Origin of the sequence: Streptomyces sp. NPDC048590 (genome assembly GCF_043199535.1) — a bacterium.
In the GTDB taxonomy this organism is placed as follows: Bacteria; Actinomycetota; Actinomycetes; order Streptomycetales; family Streptomycetaceae; genus Streptomyces.
Window position 1 is genome coordinate 562,646 of sequence record NZ_JBICWC010000005.1, and the last position, 18,893, is coordinate 581,538.

General features: G+C 70.6%; 10 protein-coding genes. 3 read left to right on the forward strand and 7 right to left on the reverse strand.

Annotation, left to right across the window (positions count from 1 at the left end):
• Positions 1 to 140 precede the first annotated feature (140 nt).
• Genes ACGFNN_RS18365 through ACGFNN_RS18395 form a run of 7 tightly spaced genes read right to left on the reverse strand, consistent with a single transcriptional unit; the run spans position 141 to position 11,010 of the window.
• Positions 141 to 848: a hypothetical protein gene (locus ACGFNN_RS18365; RefSeq protein ID WP_393557026.1), complete on the reverse strand. Its 708-nt coding sequence runs from the start codon at positions 846 to 848 to the stop codon at positions 141 to 143.
• A gap of 35 nt (positions 849 to 883) precedes the next feature.
• A complete protein-coding gene (locus ACGFNN_RS18370) occupies positions 884 to 3,103 on the reverse strand; it encodes a glycoside hydrolase N-terminal domain-containing protein (RefSeq protein WP_393557028.1) in 2,220 nt (739 codons plus the stop codon).
• A complete protein-coding gene (locus tag ACGFNN_RS18375) occupies positions 3,100 to 5,076 on the reverse strand; it encodes a beta-galactosidase (protein ID WP_393557030.1) in 1,977 nt (658 codons plus the stop codon). Before ACGFNN_RS18375 ends, ACGFNN_RS18370 begins: the two co-directional genes overlap by 4 nt.
• A gap of 15 nt (positions 5,077 to 5,091) precedes the next feature.
• Positions 5,092 to 7,329, reverse strand: coding sequence for a WD40/YVTN/BNR-like repeat-containing protein (locus tag ACGFNN_RS18380; RefSeq protein WP_393557032.1), 2,238 nt, complete (start codon positions 7,327 to 7,329; stop codon positions 5,092 to 5,094).
• Positions 7,330 to 7,374: 45 nt separating this feature from the next.
• The gene (locus ACGFNN_RS18385; protein WP_393557100.1) at positions 7,375 to 8,310 is read right to left on the reverse strand and encodes a carbohydrate ABC transporter permease; all 936 of its coding nucleotides are present in this window, start codon (positions 8,308 to 8,310) and stop codon (positions 7,375 to 7,377) included.
• A 5-nt stretch (positions 8,311 to 8,315) separates the two neighbouring features.
• On the reverse strand, positions 8,316 to 9,335 hold the full coding sequence (locus ACGFNN_RS18390; RefSeq protein ID WP_393557034.1) for an ABC transporter permease: 1,020 nt from the start codon (positions 9,333 to 9,335) through the stop codon (positions 8,316 to 8,318).
• A 1-nt stretch (position 9,336) separates the two neighbouring features.
• Complete coding sequence (locus ACGFNN_RS18395) at positions 9,337 to 11,010, reverse strand: extracellular solute-binding protein (protein WP_393557036.1); 1,674 nt, start codon at positions 11,008 to 11,010, stop codon at positions 9,337 to 9,339.
• 412 nt (positions 11,011 to 11,422) lie between these two features.
• Between ACGFNN_RS18395 and ACGFNN_RS18400 the strand changes: the two genes are divergently transcribed.
• From ACGFNN_RS18400 to ACGFNN_RS18410, 3 genes are all read left to right on the forward strand, one after another.
• Positions 11,423 to 14,344, forward strand: coding sequence for a glycoside hydrolase family 3 C-terminal domain-containing protein (locus ACGFNN_RS18400; RefSeq protein WP_393557038.1), 2,922 nt, complete (start codon positions 11,423 to 11,425; stop codon positions 14,342 to 14,344).
• Positions 14,341 to 16,608 carry an alpha-xylosidase gene (yicI, locus tag ACGFNN_RS18405; protein ID WP_393557040.1) on the forward strand — a complete coding sequence of 756 codons (2,268 nt, stop codon included), beginning with the start codon at positions 14,341 to 14,343 and terminating at the stop codon, positions 16,606 to 16,608. Before ACGFNN_RS18400 ends, yicI begins: the two co-directional genes overlap by 4 nt.
• A gap of 711 nt (positions 16,609 to 17,319) precedes the next feature.
• Positions 17,320 to 18,852, forward strand: coding sequence for an aldehyde dehydrogenase family protein (locus tag ACGFNN_RS18410; protein WP_393557042.1), 1,533 nt, complete (start codon positions 17,320 to 17,322; stop codon positions 18,850 to 18,852).
• The last annotated feature ends 41 nt before the right edge of the window (positions 18,853 to 18,893 follow it).

Consider the following 18,893-nt stretch of genomic DNA (forward strand, 5'->3'; position numbering starts at 1 on the left):
CGGGGGGGGGGGGGGGGGGGGGGCGGGGGGGGGGGGGGGGCCCCCCCGGGGGGGGGCCGGGGGGGGGGGGGGGGGGGGCGGGGGGGGGGGGGGGGGGGGGGGGGGGGGGCCCCCCCCCCCCCCCCCCACCCCCGGCAAGATCAGCTCGACGAGACCTTGAACCCGTTGGTGGTGAAGTCCAGCCCGCCGGACGACGAGGTGATCTCGTAGCCGAACTGGACGTCACCGATGGTCTCGTTGCCCCACCAGCCCTTGGTGTCCTTGATCCACTTCAGGATGGGCAGGATGTCCACCGTGCCCGAGGAGGAGTCCGAGGTGCGCAGGAACGAGAAGACCTCGTTGGCGCCGTTGTCACCCTTGTAGACCTCCCAGGTGTGGCCGCCGAGGCTGACCGTCCCCTGGGAGGTGCCGAGCGGGCCGACCGCACCGTTGTAGTTCACCCAGAGCATGACCTCGTAGTCGTAGTCCGTGTCCCAGATGTCGTACGAGGTGTTGTACGCGCCGGACGAGGGCACCGTCACGTTGTAGTCGCTGGTGAGCGACGAGAGGGACGTGATCGGCTTGTTCACGATCTTCTTGGCGTTCGGGTACGACTTGATGCCACCGGTGTTCGGGTGGTTCGCGGTCACACCCCAGTTGCTCGACGAGTTGGCCCAGATGCTCTGGCTGCCCGCCCCGGAGCCCCAGATGTTGTTGTAGAGGATGTAGCCGTCGGAGGTGGTGTAGTTGCCCCACTGCTCCGACGAGGTCCAGATCGCCGCGTTGGCAGGCGCCGCCGCGAAGCCGATCAGAGCCGCGACGGCCGCCGTCGGGGCCAGCAGCAGCCTGGTCAGGGTGGTTCGTGCCATGGGGGATGTTCCTTCCATGTGGGGATGGAGGACTGCTACCGCGGCCCCAGGGTGAGGACGCGGTCCACGCCGGCCGTCAGCTCCAACGGAGCAGGGGGATTTCCGGCGGAGGTCTCTGTGAGGGTGAGCCCGCTGCCCGTACGCAGCTCGACCCGGGCGTCGCGGGTGGGGCGCAGCACGGCGGTGGCGCCGTCCCGCGTCCACCGCAGATCCAGGTGCGCCCCGAACCGGGTCCGTACGCCGCGGAGTTCACCGGCCGGGCAGCCCTCGGGCACCGCTGGCAGCAGGACCAGCCGGCCGGGCGTCGACTGGACGAGCGACTCGATCACCGCGGCCGGCAGCGCGTGGGCGGCGTCGGCGTTGTAGACGTTCCGGGAGGGGTAGTGCGCGCTCATCAGCGAGTCGTGGAAGTAGTCGCCGCCCAGCACCGCGTCCAGGGCCGCCGAGACCCGTTCGGGGTCCCGCAGCCGGGCCGCGATCAGCGCGTGGTGCAGGTGCCCGTGGGCGGAGTCGTTCTCCGATCCGCGCAGTTCCAGGGCACGGTGCGCGGCACCTGCCAGATCCGGTGTGTCGTACGGGTTGATCTCGTCCAGCGGCCACACCGGGTACAGGTGACTCAGGTGGCGGTGGTCGTAGTTCTCCCGCAGACCCGGCCACGCCCATTCGGCGAGTGCCCCGTCCTCGTTCACCAGATAAGGCGGGAGCCGTGCGGCGAGCGAGCGCCAGTGCCCGGCGGACGGGTGTCCGGGCGCGTGGGCGGCGGCCACGGTCAGGGCGTGACGCGCCGCGGCGATGTCCATGGTGGCGTTGACCGTGCCCCAGCTCGCGTTGGCCGGACGGTTCTCGGGGGAGTACGAGGGGACCACGGCCACGTTCCCGTCGGGGTCCTCCCGGGTGAGGAAGTCCTCGTAGAACAGGGCCGCTTCGACGAGGGCTGCGGTCAACGCCGGATCCGGCGCGCCCTCCGACACCTCGGCGTGCTCCAGGAGCGGTTGCAGCAGCCAGTCCGCGCCCGCCGTCCACAGGTGCAGCGGATAGGCGCGCTGGAAGTGCCGGGTGTGCCCGGACGCGCCGTCCGTGTGGGACGGTGCGACGATCCCCCGGGCCCCGAAGATCGCGCGTGCGTTGTCCCGCCAGTCCTCCAACTGGCCTTGCACCAGGGCGGCGTGGGCCTCGGTGACCTCCGGCAGCGCGGCCGCCGCCGCGGAGGCGACCTGGAGGTTGAGGTTGGCGTTCGTGGTGAAGGCCCCGGACCACGCGGTGTCCCAGTCGCCCGTCCAGAGGCCGGTCAGCCGGGGCGGCAGCATCCCCGACGACGAGAGGAGGTGGTAACGGCCCGCGGCGAAGAGCCGCTCCAGCAGAGCGGGGGACTTCGGCCTGCGCAGCAGCTCGCTGCCCGGCAGCTCGCGCTCGGGAGCCGCGTCCCCGAGCGTGAGGGTGGCACGCCCGTACGCCGTCCGGTGCGACGGCTGGTGGCGCTCCAGGAGGGCGGCGTAGTCCTCGTGGGGCAGGGCCGCCCACAGCTCGGGAAGGTCCGGTCGGCCGGCGCTCCGGACGACCCGCGTCGTCAGGGTGACACCGCGGGCTCCCTCGATCCGGATGCCCTCACCCGCCACGGACACCTGCCCGCCGTCCACCCGTACCCAGCTCACACCGGTGTAGCCGAGCCCGCTGTCCGGATACCCCACGCGCAGGGCCAGGTACGCCCCTTCCGCGGTGAGCACGGTCGAGCGGCCCACCGCCAACCGCGCCGGGGCGCCCGGCAGCGAGTGGTCCAGCACCACCTCGGCGGTCATACCGAGATCGGTGACCTGCTGCACGACGACGTCGTCGGCCCGCGAGACGAAGACACCGCTGCGCCAGGCCTCGTACGAAGCGGACACCTCGCCCGTGGTGAAGTCGAGCTCACGACGGTAGCCCGCGACGGCCTCGTGCAGTCCGCGGGAGCGGCGTACGCGGGTCTGGAACGCCGGGTGGAAGGGCTGCACCCACGCGAGGTCCCGCCCGGCGCCGAAGTCCTCGGCCGCCGTGGTGTCCCCGGAGAGCAGCGCGTCCTGGAGCCGGCCGAGCCGGTCGGCGAGTTCCGGGGGCCGCAGATCCTCGCTGCCGTTGGGCCGCACCAGGGTGTGATGGGTGACGACGACCCGGTCGTCCGCCGGATCGCCGAACACCATCGCCCCGTGCCGGCCGTTCCCGCTGAGGAACGCGTCCTCCCAGCGGGCCGCGGGGGAGGGCTCCCAGGTCCCGTGGATCATGCGGGAACCTCTTCGAGCACGGCCACGCCGTGGCGGCCCAGCTCCACGGCACCGTCGGCCACATCGCCGGTGAGCAGGTCGAGATGGCTGCCCCGCAGTGTCACAGTGGTCCTCGAGCCCCCGTGGTTCAGCAGGAAGAGCAGTCCTCCGCGCCGCACCGCCTCCACACCGGAGGGCAGGTCCTCCAGTACGGGCCGCACTCCCGCCCCGGCCGCCACCCGGCCGAGCAGGGCACGCAGTGCCTCCGGGGCGGGGAGCGTCGACACGTAATAGGCGGTGCCCTTGCGAAGAACCGCGGGCAGCCCGTCGAGCTCGCCGCCGGTGTACGCGGCGACGGTCTCGGCCTGCTCGTCGGCCTCGATCTCCTCGGACCACAGGGTGCCGCTGAAGCCGTCGCACTCCACCGTCGCCCCCGCGTCCAGCGGCCACCACTCGTGCACGGTGCGGATCCCGAACAGTTCGCGCAGCCGGCTGTCCATCCCGCCCGCTCTGACCCGGTCGTCCTCGTCGACGACTCCGGTGAAGAAGCCGCACACCAGGGTGCCGCCGCCCCGCACGTAGGAGACGAGGTTGTCGACCGCCGCGTCCTTCAGGAGCTGCAGCTGCGGCACGAGCACCATGCGGTACGCGCTCAGGTCCGCGTCGGGGCGGGCGAAGTCCGCGCTGATCCCGCCGTCCCACAGCCCGCCGTGCCAGGCCTGGAGGAGATCCGTGTACGAGACGAGGGAGGACGGGCGGCCGTCCTGAGTGCTCGACCACCAGGCGTCCCAGTCGTGGAGCACGACCGCCTCGGCGGGGACCCCGGATCCGGTCACCCGCGCGCCGATCAGGGAGAGTTCGGCCCCGATCCGCTTCACCTCCCGGAAGGTGCGACCGTTCTCGCCGGCGTGGCTCAGCATCCCCGAGTGGAACTTCTCCGCTCCCTGGCGGGACTGCCGCCACTGGAAGTAGCAGAGGGCGTCCGCCCCCCTGGCCACCGACTGCAGCGACAGGAGACGGTTCAGCCCAGCGGGCTTGGGGTGGTTGACGGGCCGCCAGTTCACCGCGCCGGCGGCCTGCTCCATCAGCATCCACGGGCCGCCGGCCTGGGAGCGCGTCATGTCCGCGATCATCGCGTTGTACTGCCCGGCCCGCGGGTCGGACGGGTCCGGGTACACGTCCACCGAGACGATGTCCTCCTGCCCGGCCCAGGCCCAGGCGTCCTGGCCGGCCCACAGGGGCATGAAGTTGGTCGTCACCGGGATGTGCGGGGTGTGCCGGGCCACGATGTCCCGTTCGGCGGTGTAGCACTCCATCAGCGCGTCCGAGGTGAACCGCTTGAAGTCCAGTTCCTGCGCCGGATTGCGGAGGTACTGCGCTCGCCGTGGCGGGAGGACCTCGGCCCAGTTGTCGTAACGCTGACTCCAGAAGGCCGTGCCCCAGGCGGAGTTGAGCGCCTCGATCCCGCCGTACCGGGCGGCCAGCCAGCGGCGGAAGTGGGCGGCGCTCTCGTCGCACCAGCAGTGCGTGCAGTACTCGTTGTTGATGTGCCACACCGTGAGCGCCGGGTGGTCCGCGTACCGTGCCGCGAGATCCTCGGTGAGGGCCTTGGCATAGCCCCGGTAGACCGGGGAGCTCGGGCAGAAGTGCTGCCGGGAGCCGTAGCCGACCACGGTGCCGTCGTCGGCACGGGGAAGGGTCTCCGGATGCAGTGCGCCCATCCACGGCGGCGGTGACGATGTGGGCGTGGCGAGGACGACGCCTATCCCGTGGGAGTGCAGAAGGTCCAGTAGTCGGTCCAGCCAGCCGAACTCCCTGACTCCTGGGCGGGGTTCGATCATCGCCCAGGAGAAGACGCCGACGGTGACCGAATTGACCCCGGCCTCCTTCATCAGCCGTACGTCGTCGGCCCACACCTCCTCGGGCCACTGCTCGGGGTTGTAGTCGCCGCCGAAGAGGATGCGGCCACGGGTGGCGTCGTGCAGGGACGGCATGGACGTCTCGTTCCTCTACTTCGGGTCTGCGTACTGGATGCCGCGGCCGTTGGTGCCCAGATACACACGGCCGTGGACGCGCGGGTCACCGGTGATGACCTCGCCGGTCCAGCCCCACTGGTGGTCCTCGTCGTTGATCCGGACCCAGGTCGCCCCCGCGTCGTCGGAGCGCAGCACCGCGACCCCGTCGTACGTCGCGGAGACGCGGCCGGTCTGGAAGACCGCCGGATACCCCTTCCCGCCCCTGGCGGGGGCGGCCTTCCCGAATCCGAGGGCGTGCGAGGCCTGGCAGCCCGCGACCGGGTCGAAGGTGCGACCGCCGTCCGTCGAGCGCAGCAGCCCGTTGTCCTTCGCCGAGAGCCACAGGTCACCGGAGCGCCCCGGGGCCGCCGCGATGCGGAACTGCACGTCTCCCGAGGGCAGTCCGGCCGCGCCGGCGGTGAAGGTCGCCCCGTTGTCCGAGGACAGGAAGACGGTGCCGGTGTCCGTGTCGTAGACGTAGAAACGCCGGGAGTCGAGCGGATCGGCGACGGGGGCGCCGCCCTTGGGGAACGTCGGCACCTCGGCCCAGGTCGCCCCGCCGTCCGTCGAGCGGTGCGCCGGGTACTTGGTGCCGTCCCAGTGGACGAAGGACCACAGCAGGGTCGCCCCGTCCGCGGAGACCGCCACCGGGCCGGGAGCGGACGGCGCGATCTCGGGCTGCGAGGCGAAGGGCTGCCAGCTCGCCCCGCCGTCCTCGGAGTACGCACCCGCCGACTGCGATCCCGAGGGCCAGCCCGTCCGTACGACGTACGACGGCTTCAGGGTGGCCAGGGCCAGCCCTGTCGCGGTGCCGAACACGGGGTTCGTCGCCATCCCGCGTGACGGTGACGCGGTGAGCGAGTCGTGGCGCATCACACCGATGTCGCCGAGGCCGCTGAGCAGCCGCGCCCCCGAGGTGGGTGCGATCAGCTGGCGGACCGAGGTCTCCTCCAGGCCCCTGATCTCCGGGGCCCAGTGCACCAGGTCACGTGTCCCGAAGACAGTCGCGCCCGTGCCGTACACGATGTGCCGGGAGTCGTACGGATCGACGGCGACCGCTTGGATCCACCAGCCGAACTTCGGCTCGCCACCCCACTTCAGATACGGGGTCTCCGACACGTCGAGCACAGCCGTGTCCTTGAGCGAGGTCCAGTTCGCTCCGCCGTCCGTGGACCGGAACAGCGTGTCCACCGCGCCCCAGCGGTTGTTCGTCGAGACGACCACCGTGCCGGGACGGGTCGCGGCCACGGCGACACCGCCGTACCCGAAGGCGTCACCGGCGCCCGGTGCCACGGGCGTCACATCGGTCCAGGTCCCCGTCACCGTGTCCAGACGGTGGACCGAGCCGTCGGTCTGGTTGTTCGGGCCCGGCCCGTCGGCGTAGGTCACGTAGAGCGCACGGCTCTTCCCGTCGTACGCGGCGCGGACCGGCACCTTCGCCGAGGTGTCCGGGGCAGGCTGGCCCGGGACCGCCTCCCAGCCACCCGCCCCGTCCGTGCGGAAGAGCGCCGTCCCGCCGTCGCCCCAGCCCGCGTACACCGTCCGGCCTGCCGCTACGAGCAGGGTTACGCCCTGGCCGGAGGCCTTGGGCGCGGCAGGGAAGGCACTGTCGGCGGCCCAGGACGCGCCCCGGTCCGTGGACCGCAGCAGCCCGTCGTGTCGCGTGCCGAGCCAGAGCGTGCCGCTGTCACGCGGATCGACCAGGAGCCGCTCGCCGCAGCCGCGGCCGTCCTCGTTGGCCCCCAGGCGCACGGTGAGATCCGTACGCGTCCAGGTCGCGCCCCGGTCCTCGGACCTGAGCACCGCTCCCGGGGACGCCCACTCCTGCGCGTACGTCCCCAGCGCCAGGTAGAGCCGGTCCGGGTGCGTGGGGTCGACGGCCATCGCCTCCACGCCCAGGAGGTTCCAGTCGTCCCAGCCGGTGCCGTCGTTGAGCGGGGTCCACCGTGCCCGCCTGTCGTCCCACCGGTAGGCGCCGCCGATGTCGGTACGGGCGTAGGCGAGACCGCGTACGGACGGATGGAAGAGCAGGCCCGTGACGAATCCCGTACCGCCGATGGCCGCGGTGCGCCAGCGGTGTGGCTGGGTCTTCGCGGGCCGCCGGGCGGCCGCGGCCGTGCCCGCCGACGGCAGCACGGTGGCCGCCGCGGCGACCGCGGTCGCGCCGGCCAGGACGGTGCGGCGGCGGGGGAGCGGGACGGAGCCCGGTCTGGGCACGGACGAAGCGGGCATGACGAAGATCCTCCGGTGGGGAGCGACAGTGACGGCGGGGCGGGGTCAGCCCTTGACGGCGCCGGTGAGCATGCCTTCCTTGAAGTGCTTCTGCACGAACGGCGACAGGAACGCCACCGGGATCAGTGCCAGCACCATGACCGCCATCTGCACGGCGAGCAGCGACAGATGGCCCGTGTTGATGACCTGCGTCAGGCCGGTGGGCCGTTCCTGCTTGAGGACCAGCTGGTTCATCACGTTCTGCAGCGGCAGCATCTTCGGGTCGCTGATGTAGATCGACGCGTTGAACCAGGCGCTCCAGTAACCCACCGCGTAGAACAGGGTGATGACGGCGATGACGGCGCGCGAGAGCGGCATGATGATCTGCCACAGGATGCGGAAGTCGCCGGCCCCGTCGATGCGGGCGCTCTCGATGAGTTCCTGCGCGGTGCTCATGAAGAAGGCGCGCAGCACCAGGATGTTGAACACGTTGAGAGCGCTCGGGAGGATCAGCGCGAGATAGGAGTCGGTGAGACCGAGTCCCTGCACCACCAGGTAGGTGGGGATCAGCCCGGCTCCGAAGAACATCGTCGCCAGCATGAAGACCAGCAAGGGGCGGTGGAGCACCGAGCCGGTCCGCGAGAGACCGTAGGCGCACATGATCGAGACGGCCATGCTGAAGGCCGTACCGACGAGCGTCACACAGATACTGACCAGTGCGGCCCTGGTGACCTGGCCGCCGCCCAGCAGTTCCTCGTAGGCGACGAAGGTGATGCCGCGGGGGATGACCACCAGCCCGCCCGCCTCGGTGATGGTCTTCACCGAGGAGAGACTGGTGACGATCACGACCCAGAGGGGGAAGAGGACCGCCAGGCAGATCAGTACCAGCGTCACGCCCTTGGAGGCGAGACCGGCCTTCGACGGCTCCTCCTCCCAGACCGGGCGCAGGCGGCCGCGCGTGCCGGGCTTCACCCCGCCGATGCTCGTGAGGCCGGAGAGCAGGCTGCTCACTTCTTGTACACCCCCTGCTCACCCATGAGATGGGCGACCTTGTTGGCCCCGAGGACCAGCAGCAGACCGAAGATTCCCTTGACGATGCCGACGGCCGCCGCGTAGCTGAACCCGCCGTTGGTGATGCCGACGTTCCAGACGTAGGTGTCCAGCACCTCGGACGCCCCCGGACCGACCGCCGTGCGCTGCAGCAGGATCTGCTCGAAGCCGACCGTCAGCGCGTTGCCCACCTGGAGCACAAGCAGCAGGGCCACCACGGGGCGCAGGGCGGGCAGCGTGATGTGCCACATCCTGCGCCAGCGGTTCGCGCCGTCCATAGCGCTCGCCTCGTAGAGGTCCGGGCTCACCGCGGCCAGGGCCGCGAGGAAGACGATGACCCCCCAGCCGGCGTCCTTCCAGATCATCTCGAAGGTGATCAGGAACTTGAACAGACCGGGGTCGGTCATGAGGTCGAAGCCCTCGTGACCATGTTCCCGCAGCGTCTGCGCGATGAGTCCCGCGCCGCCGAACATCTGCTGGAACACGGTGACGACCAAGACCCAGGAGAAGAAGTGCGGCAGATAGAGGATTGCCTGGGCCACCGCCCGCACCCGGGGCCGCACGAAGCTGTTGATGAACAGCGCGAGCAGGATCGGTACGGGGAAGAACAGGGTGAGCTGGAGGAGGAAGATCACGAGCGTGTTCTGCAGGGCGGACCAGAACAGCCGGTCGTTCACCATCTGCTGGAACCACTCGAGACCGACCCACGGGCTCTGCGCGATCGCCTGGAAGGCGTTGTCCGCGATGTACGGGTCGTAGTCCTGGAAGGCGACGACGTTGCCGGCCAGCGGGATGTACGCGAAGACCAGCAGCAGGAGCATCGCGGGCAGGGTCATCAGGAGCAGCGTGCGGTCCCGGCGAAGCCGGTGGCGCAGGGGCATGCCCTTGGTGACGGGCGGGCCGCCGGCCGCCCCTGTCGTGACCGGCGGCGTCCGTGACTCCTTCGCGCGCCGCCGGTCGTCTGTGCTCAGTGCCATGTCAGGATGCCGACTCGCCGGTCTCGTCGAGCAGCTTCTTGTACCAGTCGCGGAGCTTGTCGCCGCCCTTGGTCTTCCAGTCCGAGACCGCCTGCTGCATGTCGCTCACCTTCTTGCGGCCGCGCACGATGTCCTTCTCCAGGTCCTCGAACTGCGCGTTGAGCTCGGTGTAGCGCGTCGGCTCCTGGATCTGCATCCCGTAGAAGAGCGGCTTCTTGAGGTGCGCTCCCTGACGCTGCTGCCACTCGACGACGCCCTTGGCGACGTCCGGGAAGTCCGGGTAGGCGCGGAAGGGGGCCGGGGACGCCACGTACTCGTAGGTGGCGAAGACCTGGTTGTTGCCCAGCTCCGTCTTGACGAGGACGCCGTCCTTGAGGGTGTGGTGCTGCCCCTCCAGGCCGTAGGCCTTCAGACGCTGCTCCTTGGAGCCGTACGGTGCGGCGGTGTAGTTGGCCAGGGCGAGGATGTCCTGGACGGTCTTCTTGTCCGCCTTCTTGTTGACGAAGCACCAGATGTTGGAGGGCGCCGCCTGGTAGATGGTGGGGGCTCCGCCGTCGGCGGCGAAGAAGTCCATCGCCCCCATGCGGAACTCGGGCTTGTCCAGCCGCTGGACCGCGGTCGCCGCGTACCAGTCGGAGATGTCCGCGTTGTACATCATGACGTTGCCCGAGGAGAACGTGGTCCGCATGTCACCCGTCTCGGCCTTGGCGTCCGGGTGGACGAAGCCGGCCGAGTACAGGGAGCGCGACCACTCCAGCGCCTCCAGGTACTCGGGCGTCTCGTAGCGGTTGACCAGCTTGCCGTCGACGAGCTTCCAGTAGTACGGCTTCTCGGGCAGCACTCCGAAGAACACCCAGGCCGACCAGGTCATGTCGCTGCACGCCCACACCTTGCTCTTGGGGGCGTTGATCTCCTTGCAGAGGTCGTAGAACTCCTGCGTGGTGGTCGGGACCTCCCAGCCCTTCTCCTCGAAGATGTCCGCGCGGTAGAAGGGGGTGATGTTCGGCGTGTCCTCGGCCGGCATGGGAAGGCCGCGCAGCTTGCCGGCGAAGATCGCGCGCTGCCAGGCGCCGGTGGGGATGGCCGCCAGGTTCGGGTAGTCCTTGACCTTGTCGCCGGAGAGGTAAGGGCCGAGGTCGGCGAACTTGTTGGCGATGGCGCTCGGTATCTTGCCGCCCAGCTCCCAGCCGGGGACGACGACGGCGTCGGGGATGTCGCTGGAGGCGAGGACCGCTCCCAGCTTCTGGCCGTAGACGTTGCCGTCCTGGTTCTGCCACTTGACCTTGACGCCGGCCGCCTCGTCCATCGCGGTCCAGTACGGGTTTCCCTCAGCGGGGGAGGTGCCCCACAGCGGTGCCATGATCCGGATCTCGCTGCCCTTGCCCAGCTTCTTCGGGACGGAGACGGCGAGCTGGTCGGCGGGGAGCGCGGTGGTGAAACCGGCCGCCGAACCGTTCTTGCTGGGGATGTCCGCGGTGACCGCCTTGGACGGCACGAAGGTCGGAAGGATGTCCTTCAGCGCCTTGCCCGTGGTCGTGCCCTCGTTCTTCGATCCGCCCGCACCGCCGCCGCAGGCGGTCAGGAGGGGGAACCCGCCTCCCACGGCTGCCGCGACGACCGCGGAGGAGGCCAGGAATCGTCTCCGGCTGGGAACGGAGGGGGAGTTCGGCGTCATTGCGTCAACCCTTCGTGGTGCAACAGGACGGCCCGCGGCGGCGACTGCCGCTCGGCCCTGTGTCTGAGGTAGGGGGCGTTACCGGCCGAGCCGGTGGGATTGCACCGGCTGAGCTGAAGCGGTCAACGGGCTGCCTCGTCGAAGCGCTTCGATGTTGCAGCGAGGTTAAGTGACGGGTCCCGGCCACACAAGAGTTCATTTCCAGATTCCTCCGACCTGTTTCCGAACCGTTTCCAGGCCCGATGAGGCCTTGGTCGGCCCGGAACCACCTCATTGAGGCGGTAGCACCCTTGACACCCCCGGGGTTGGCCGTCGAGCATCGAAGCGCTTCGAAGATCCTCTGTCTCGCGTCGAAGGCTCCTTCGGCGCCACAGGCCCGGAAAACCTCCCACCTCTCCAAGGGGACCCGCACGTGACGGACCATCCGTTTCCCTTCCGCGACCCGCAGCTGTCCTTCTCCCGGCGCACCGACGACCTTCTCGGACGGCTCACGCTCGACGAGCGGATCGCGATGCTCCACCAGTTCGCCCCCGCGGTGGAGCGGCTGGGCCTCGGCCCGTTCCGTACCGGACAGGAGGCCCTGCACGGTGTCGCCTGGATGGGCCCCGCCACCGTCTTCCCCCAGGCCGTGGGACTCGGCGCCACCTGGAACGACGACCTGGTCCGCCGGATCGGCGAGGCCGTCGGCAACGAGGTGCGTGCCAAGCGCGCCCAGGACGACCGGGTCGGCCTCAACGTCTGGGCGCCCACGGTGAATCTGCTGCGCCATCCCCTCTGGGGGAGGGGCGAGGAGGGATACTCCGAGGACCCGGCCCTGACCTCCGCCATCGCGGTGGCCTACACACGGGGTCTGCGCGGGGACGACCCCCGCTACTGGCGCACCGCACCCGTGCTCAAGCACTGGCTCGCGCACAACAACGAGACGGACCGCGACACGGCGTCCTCCTCGGTCCGGCCGCGCGTCCTGCACGAGTACGACCTGAGGGCGTTCCGCGACGCGGTGAAGGCCGGGGCGGTGGCCGGGGTGATGCCCGCGTACAACCTGGTCAACGGGCGCCCCAACCATGTGTCCCCGCTGCTGCGGGAACACCTGCGGAGCTGGACCGACCAGTCCCTGGTGGTCTGTTCGGATGCCGGAGCGCCCTCCAACCTGGTCGATTCCGAGCACTACTTCGACACCCACGAGGAGGCCACCGCGGCCTCGCTGAAGGCCGGCGTCGACAGTTTCACCGACCACGGCACGGACTCCACGGTCATGACCAGCCGGATCCGCGACGCGCTCGGCAAGGGGTTCATCGACGAGGGCGACGTCGACACCGCCGTCCGCCGGCTGCTCGCCATGCGTTTCGCACTCGGTGAGTTCGACCCGGACCTCGACCCGTACGCGGAGACCGGCGCCCTGGACACACCGGAGCACCGGGCCCTCGCCCTGGAGGCGGCGGAACAGGCCCTCGTCCTGCTGAAGAACGACGGAATCCTGCCCCTCGCCCCGGCCGCGGGCCGGACGGTCGCGGTCGTCGGGCTCCTCGCCGACGCCTGCAAGCTCGACTGGTACAGCGGAACCCTCATGCACCGCTCGACACCGCTCGACGGGATCCGCGAACGGTACGGCGCCGGGAACGTCGTCCACGTCGAGGGCGTGGACCGGATCAGGCTGAAGAGCACCGCCGGCTGGCTGTACGTACCCCCGGCCGACGAGGCCACCGCGGCGGAGGCCCGCGGCGCCGAGGGAGCCCTCGACCCGGCCCTCCTCGCAGGCCGCACCGACCTGCCCCCGCTGACCTGTGGTGAGGAGGCCACCGAACTGGCCCTCGTCGACTGGGGCGACGGCGTCCTCACACTGCGCACCGAGGACGGTCTGTACCTCTCGGTCGCCGAGGACGGTCACGTCAGGGCCTCCGCGGACGAGCCGGGCGGCTGGGTCGTCCAGGAGACGTTCCGCCTGGAAGCGGTGGAGGGACATGACGGCGGGCACCGCCTTCTGCACATCGGGACCGGTGGGTACGTGTCTGTCGCCGCCGGTGGCGCGAAGGTTGCCGAATCAGGCGAAAAGATTTCGCGGGAGGACGCCACGGTCTTCCTGACGGAGACCGTGGAGGACGGCGCCGAGGCGGTCGCCCGGGCCGCCGCCGGGGCGGACACCGTGATCGTCGTCGCCGGCAACGACCCACACATCAACGGTCGGGAGACCGAGGATCGCACGACCCTCGCCCTTCCCACCCAGCAGGACCGGCTGTGGCGCGCGGCGCACGCCGCCAACCCGCGCACGGTCCTGGTCCTGACCTCCGCCTACCCCTACGCGGTCACCGAAGCGGCGGACACCCTGCCGGCCCTGCTCTGGACCGCCCATGGCGGCCAGGCCGCCGGCACGGCGCTCGCCAGGGTCCTCGCCGGTGACGTCTCACCGGCCGGGCGCCTCCCGCAGACCTGGTACGCGAGCGACGACGACCTGCCCGGTCTGCTCGACTACGACATCATCGGCTCCCGGCAGACCTACCTCTACTTCGACGGCACCCCGCTCTTCCCGTTCGGGCACGGCCTCGGCTACTCCCGCTTCACCTACTCCGGACTGTCCGCCGAGGCCGACGGGGAGCTTCTCCGGGTGAAGCTGACCGTCACCAACGACGGAACGTGCGCCGCGGACGAGGTGGCGCAGCTCTACGTACGCGCGGCTGTGCCCGAACAGGGAGCCGGGCGCGGGCCTGCGACGGTGGACGGCGACGGACCGGAGCTGCCGTCACGCAAGCTCGTCGGGCACCGACGGCTGCACCTCCTGCCCGGTGCGTCACAGCAGCTCGAACTCCTCGTGGCCACCGAGGAACTGGGCCACTGGAGCGTGGCGCACGGCCGCTGGACCGTCGAACCCGGCACGTACGAACTCCTCGCGGGGGCATCGAGCGCCGACATCCGGCTCACCACCACCACGCTCGTCGGCGGCGAGCCCCAGGGGCCGCGCCCGGTGGCCGTGCGCGGCCTGGAAGCCGCGGACTACGACCGGCAGCAGGGCACGGAGATCCTGGACCGCACGAAGGCGTCGGGTGACACCGTCACTCCCGCATCACCGGAAGCCGAAGGACAACTCGTCTACAGGGCATGTGACTTCGGAGAACAGGTGGAGGGGCTGAAGTTCCTGGTCTCGGGAGAGGGAAGGATCACGGTGACGGTCGACGGGCAGAGCCTGGCACTCCGCGTCCCGCGTACGGACGGTCCCTACGACTACCGCGTCCGCGAAGCCCCGCTGGACCTCGGCGGTGTGCACGACCTGCACATCGGTCTTGAGGGAGCCGCCCGTCTCGCCCGCGTCGACGTGGTCACCGGAGGTGTGTCCGAATGAAGTTCACCGACGGCTTCTGGCTCATGCGCGAAGGCGTGCGCGCCTCCTACGCGACCCAGATCCGCGACCTGCGCGTCGACGCCGACCGGTTCACCGCCTACGCCGCGGTCAAGCGGGTCGAGGCTCGCGGCGACACCCTCAACACCCCGCTGATCACGGTCGAATGCTTCTCCCCGGCCGAGGGCGTCATCGGGGTACGTGCCACCCACCACGCGGGCCGGGCCAGGCGGGGGCCCGACTTCGCGATCATCTCGGGCGACCCCGCAAAACCCACCGCACGTACCCGCCGGGACGGCGCCGTCACGGAACTCACCAGCGGGCCGCTGACCTTGCGCATGGACGGTGACGGCCCCTGGGGCATCACCTTCCTCGACGGCGACGGGCGGCGGCTCACCGGCGTCGATCCGAAGGGGACGGCCTTCGCCGTCACCCCGGACGGTGTCCACCACATGATCGCCCAACTCGCCCTGGAGGTCGGTGAGAACGTCTACGGTCTCGGCGAGCGCTTCACGCCGTTCGTGAAGAACGGCCAGACGGTCGACATCTGGCAGGCGGATGGCGGTACCAGCAGCGAGCTGGCGTACAAGAACATCCCGTTCTACCTCTCCTCGCGCGGCTACGGGGTCTTCGTCAACCATCCCGGCAAGGTGTCCTTCGAGGTCGGCTCCGAGTCCGTGGGCCAGGTGCAGTTCAGCGTCGAGGACCAGTCGCTGGAGTACTACGTCGTGGCCGGCCCGACCCCCAAGGACGTCCTGTCCCGTTACACCGCCCTCACCGGACGCCCCGCCCTGCCGCCCGCGTGGTCGTTCGGACTCTGGCTCACCACCTCGTTCTGCACGTCGTACGACGAGGCGACCGTCACCTCCTTCGTCGACGGCATGGCCGAGCGCGGCATCCCGCTGAGCGTCTTCCACTTCGACTGCTTCTGGATGCGCGAGTACCAGTGGTCCGACTTCCTCTGGGACCCCGAGGTCTTCCCCGACCCGGAAGGCATGCTCGCCCGGCTCAAGGAGCGCGGGCTTCGGATCAGCATGTGGATCAATCCGTACATCGCCCAGAAGTCGGCCCTCTTCGCCGAGGGGGCCGAGCTCGGCCACCTGGTGCGCCGGGAGAACGGGGACATCTGGCAGTGGGACCTGTGGCAACCGGGCATGGCGTTGGTCGACTTCACCAACCCCGCCGCCCGAGCCTGGTACAACGACAAGCTGCGCGCACTCCTCGACCAGGGGGTCGACTGCTTCAAGACCGACTTCGGCGAGCGCATCCCCACCGACGTGGTCTGGCACGACGGCTCCGACCCCGAGCGCATGCACAACTACTACGCGCAGATCTACAACCGCACCGTCTTCGAACTCCTGGAGAAGGAGCGGGGGGTGGGCGAGGCGGTGCTCTTCGCCCGGTCCGCGACGGCCGGTGGCCAGCAGTTCCCGGTGCACTGGGGCGGTGACTGCTTCGCCTCGTTCACCGCGATGGCCGAGTCCCTGCGCGGCGGACTCTCCCTGTCCCTGTCCGGCTTCGGCTTCTGGAGCCACGACATCGGCGGCTTCGAAGGCACCCCGGACCCGGCGGTCTTCAAGCGCTGGCTCGCCTTCGGGCTGCTCTCCTCGCACAGCCGCCTGCACGGCAACGTCTCCTACCGGGTGCCGTGGGAGTTCGGCGAGGAAGCGGTCGACGTCGCACGGAAGTTCACCCTGCTCAAGCACCGGCTGATGCCCTATCTCTACGGGGTGGCCGCCGAGGCGCACCGTACGGGCATCCCGATGATGCGCCCGATGCTGGCGGAGTTCCCCGAGGACCCGGCCTCCCGCACCCTGGACCGGCAGTACATGCTCGGCCCGGATCTGCTCGTGGCTCCGGTCTTCACCGAGGACGGCGAGGTCGAGTACTACGTCCCCGAGGGGACCTGGACCTCGCTGCTCACCGGCGAGCGCGTCACCGGTCCCGCATGGCGCCATGAGACGCACGGCTTCGACAGCCTGCCCTTGCTGGTCAGGGACGGCGCCGTACTCCCGTGGGGCGCCGACGACCAGCGCCCCGACGGTGACTGGCTCGACGGGCTCACCCTGCGGGTCTTCGGGTCGGTCCACGGCGAACGAACCGTGACCGTACCGGACCTGACGGGCACTCCGGCGGCGGTGTTCCGTTCCGTGAGGGACGCGGGCGGGGTCGAGGTCGGCGCCGAGGGCACGGGGCTGCCCTTCCGGGTGACGGTCGAGGAGTCGGGACGGTCGGGGGAGGGGACGGGCACGGTCGCCGTGCGCTGACCGGGAACCCGGCACGCCGGGGCGGCCCCGGGGAGACGGATTCAGCCCGCTCTCCCCCGGGGCGCCTCGGCGTTTTCATTCCCTGACGGCTTTCGCCAGGATCCTTGATCGGGTATCGCCGGGCTCGCGGACCTCGCTCACCTTCTGCGTGCGCATGGTCCACGGGCCCGGCTTCGCCATGCTCGTCGTGCCGCGCCATCTGCCGCACCACCGTCGCCCAGACAGTTGGGCGGCCGGGACCGATCGTGTTCGCCGTCCCGCTGGACATCACGCCGGTCGACCCCGGGCAGGCCATGACCGTGGGCGCCGGAAACGCTCGGCGCCCCTGCACGGCCTCCCGCCGGCCGGTCGAGGGGTGCGTGATTCGCCACCGGCCCGGTGGGCACTGGAGCGGCGCTCGAGGCCTTCACTCCGGGCTCACGGACGGTCGCCATCGGTGGTGCCACCCCGTGGGCGCCGGCACGGACGCCTGCAGGCCCATCCATCCGCGCGGATCATCTGCGAAGAGATGATCCACACGCAGATCGGAGTTGCCGGTTCCCGTGCCCACACTCGTGAGTCATGTCACTCAGAGTGAGTCCGACGGCATACATTCCGTCGCACCGGAGAGGTGTCCCGCCTGCTGGTGTGCCCCATCCCGGTCCACCGGCGCGGAACGATGCTCGGCCGGACCGGTGCGGAGCAAGTCAGGCACGGAAGGCAGACCCCTGCATGTCGGTTCACCATGCGCCGGACCACCCGGCGACGGCCCTGAAGACCCTCCACATCGACGGCCTCTGGCAGCCTGCGAAGTCCGGCGCGACCCGCGAGATCCTCGATCCCGCCGACGCGACCGTCCTCGCGCTCGTCTCCGAGGGCGATGTCGCGGACACCGACGCGGCGGTGGCCGCGGCCCGCCGTGCCTTCGACGACGGCCCCTGGCCGCACCGGCCCGTCGCCGAACGTGCCGGGCTGCTGCGCCGCGTCGCCGACCTCCTCCAGCGGGACCGCGAGGAGATCGCCATCACCGAGAGCCGTGACACCGGCAAGACCCTGGAGGAGGGCCGCGTCGACGTCGACGACGTCACCAGCGCCTTCCGCTACTTCGCCGACCTCGTCATGAACGAAAGCGGCGGCCGGGTCGTCGACGCGGGCGACCCGGATGTGCACAGCGTCGTCGTGCACGAGCCCGTCGGTGTCTGCGCTCTGATCGCCCCGTGGAACTACCCGCTGCTCCAGGCCAGCTGGAAGATCGCCCCGGCCCTGGCCGCGGGCAACACCTTCGTGCTCAAGCCCAGCGAGGTCACCCCCCTCTCCACCGTCCACCTGATCCGGCTCCTCGCCGAGGCCGGACTCCCCGACGGCGCCGCGAACCTGGTAACCGGCGCGGGCGATCCCGTCGGCGCCCGGCTCTCCGAGCACCCTGACGTCGACCTGGTCTCCTTCACCGGCGGCCTCGCCAGCGGGACGAAGGTCGCCCAGGCGGCCGCGCCCACCGTCAAGAAGGTGGCCCTGGAACTCGGCGGGAAGAACCCGAACGTCGTGTTCGCGGACTCCTGCGCCACCGACGAAGGCTTCGACACGGCCGTCGACCAGGCGCTGAACGCCGCCTTCTTCCACAGCGGCCAGGTCTGCTCCGCCGGGGCCCGCCTCATCGTCGAGGAATCCCTGCGCGAACGCTTCGTCGCCGAACTCGCCCGTCGAGCCGACGCGATCAGGCTGGGCCGGGGCACCGTCGAGGGTGTCGAATGCGGCCCGCTGGTCTCCGCGCAGCAGCTCGCCAAGGTCGAGGCGTACGTGGCGTCCGCCCGCGAGGAGGGCGCGGTCGTCCGCTCCGGAGGCGCCAGGCCGGAGGCAACCGAAACCCGGCCCGCGAGCGGCTACTTCTACCGGCCCACCGTCCTGGACGGCTGCCACCGGGAGATGCGGGTGGTCCGCGAGGAGACCTTCGGCCCGATCCTCACCGTCGAGACCTTCCGTACCGAGGAAGAGGCCGTCACCCTGGCCAACGACACCGACTACGGCCTCGCCGGCGCCGTCTGGACCAGTGACGCCGGCCGTGCACGGCGGGTCGCCGGACGGCTCAGGCACGGCACCGTGTGGATCAACGACTACCACCCCTACCTCCCGCAGGCCGAGTGGGGCGGTTTCGGCAAGTCCGGCACCGGCCGCGAACTGGGACCCGCCGGGCTCGCCGAGTACCGCGAGTCCAAGCACATCTACCAGAACCTCAACCCGCGCCCCCAGCGCTGGTTCGCGGGCTGACCCCACCGGATCCGGGCGGAGGCCGCCCGCCGGGGCCTGTC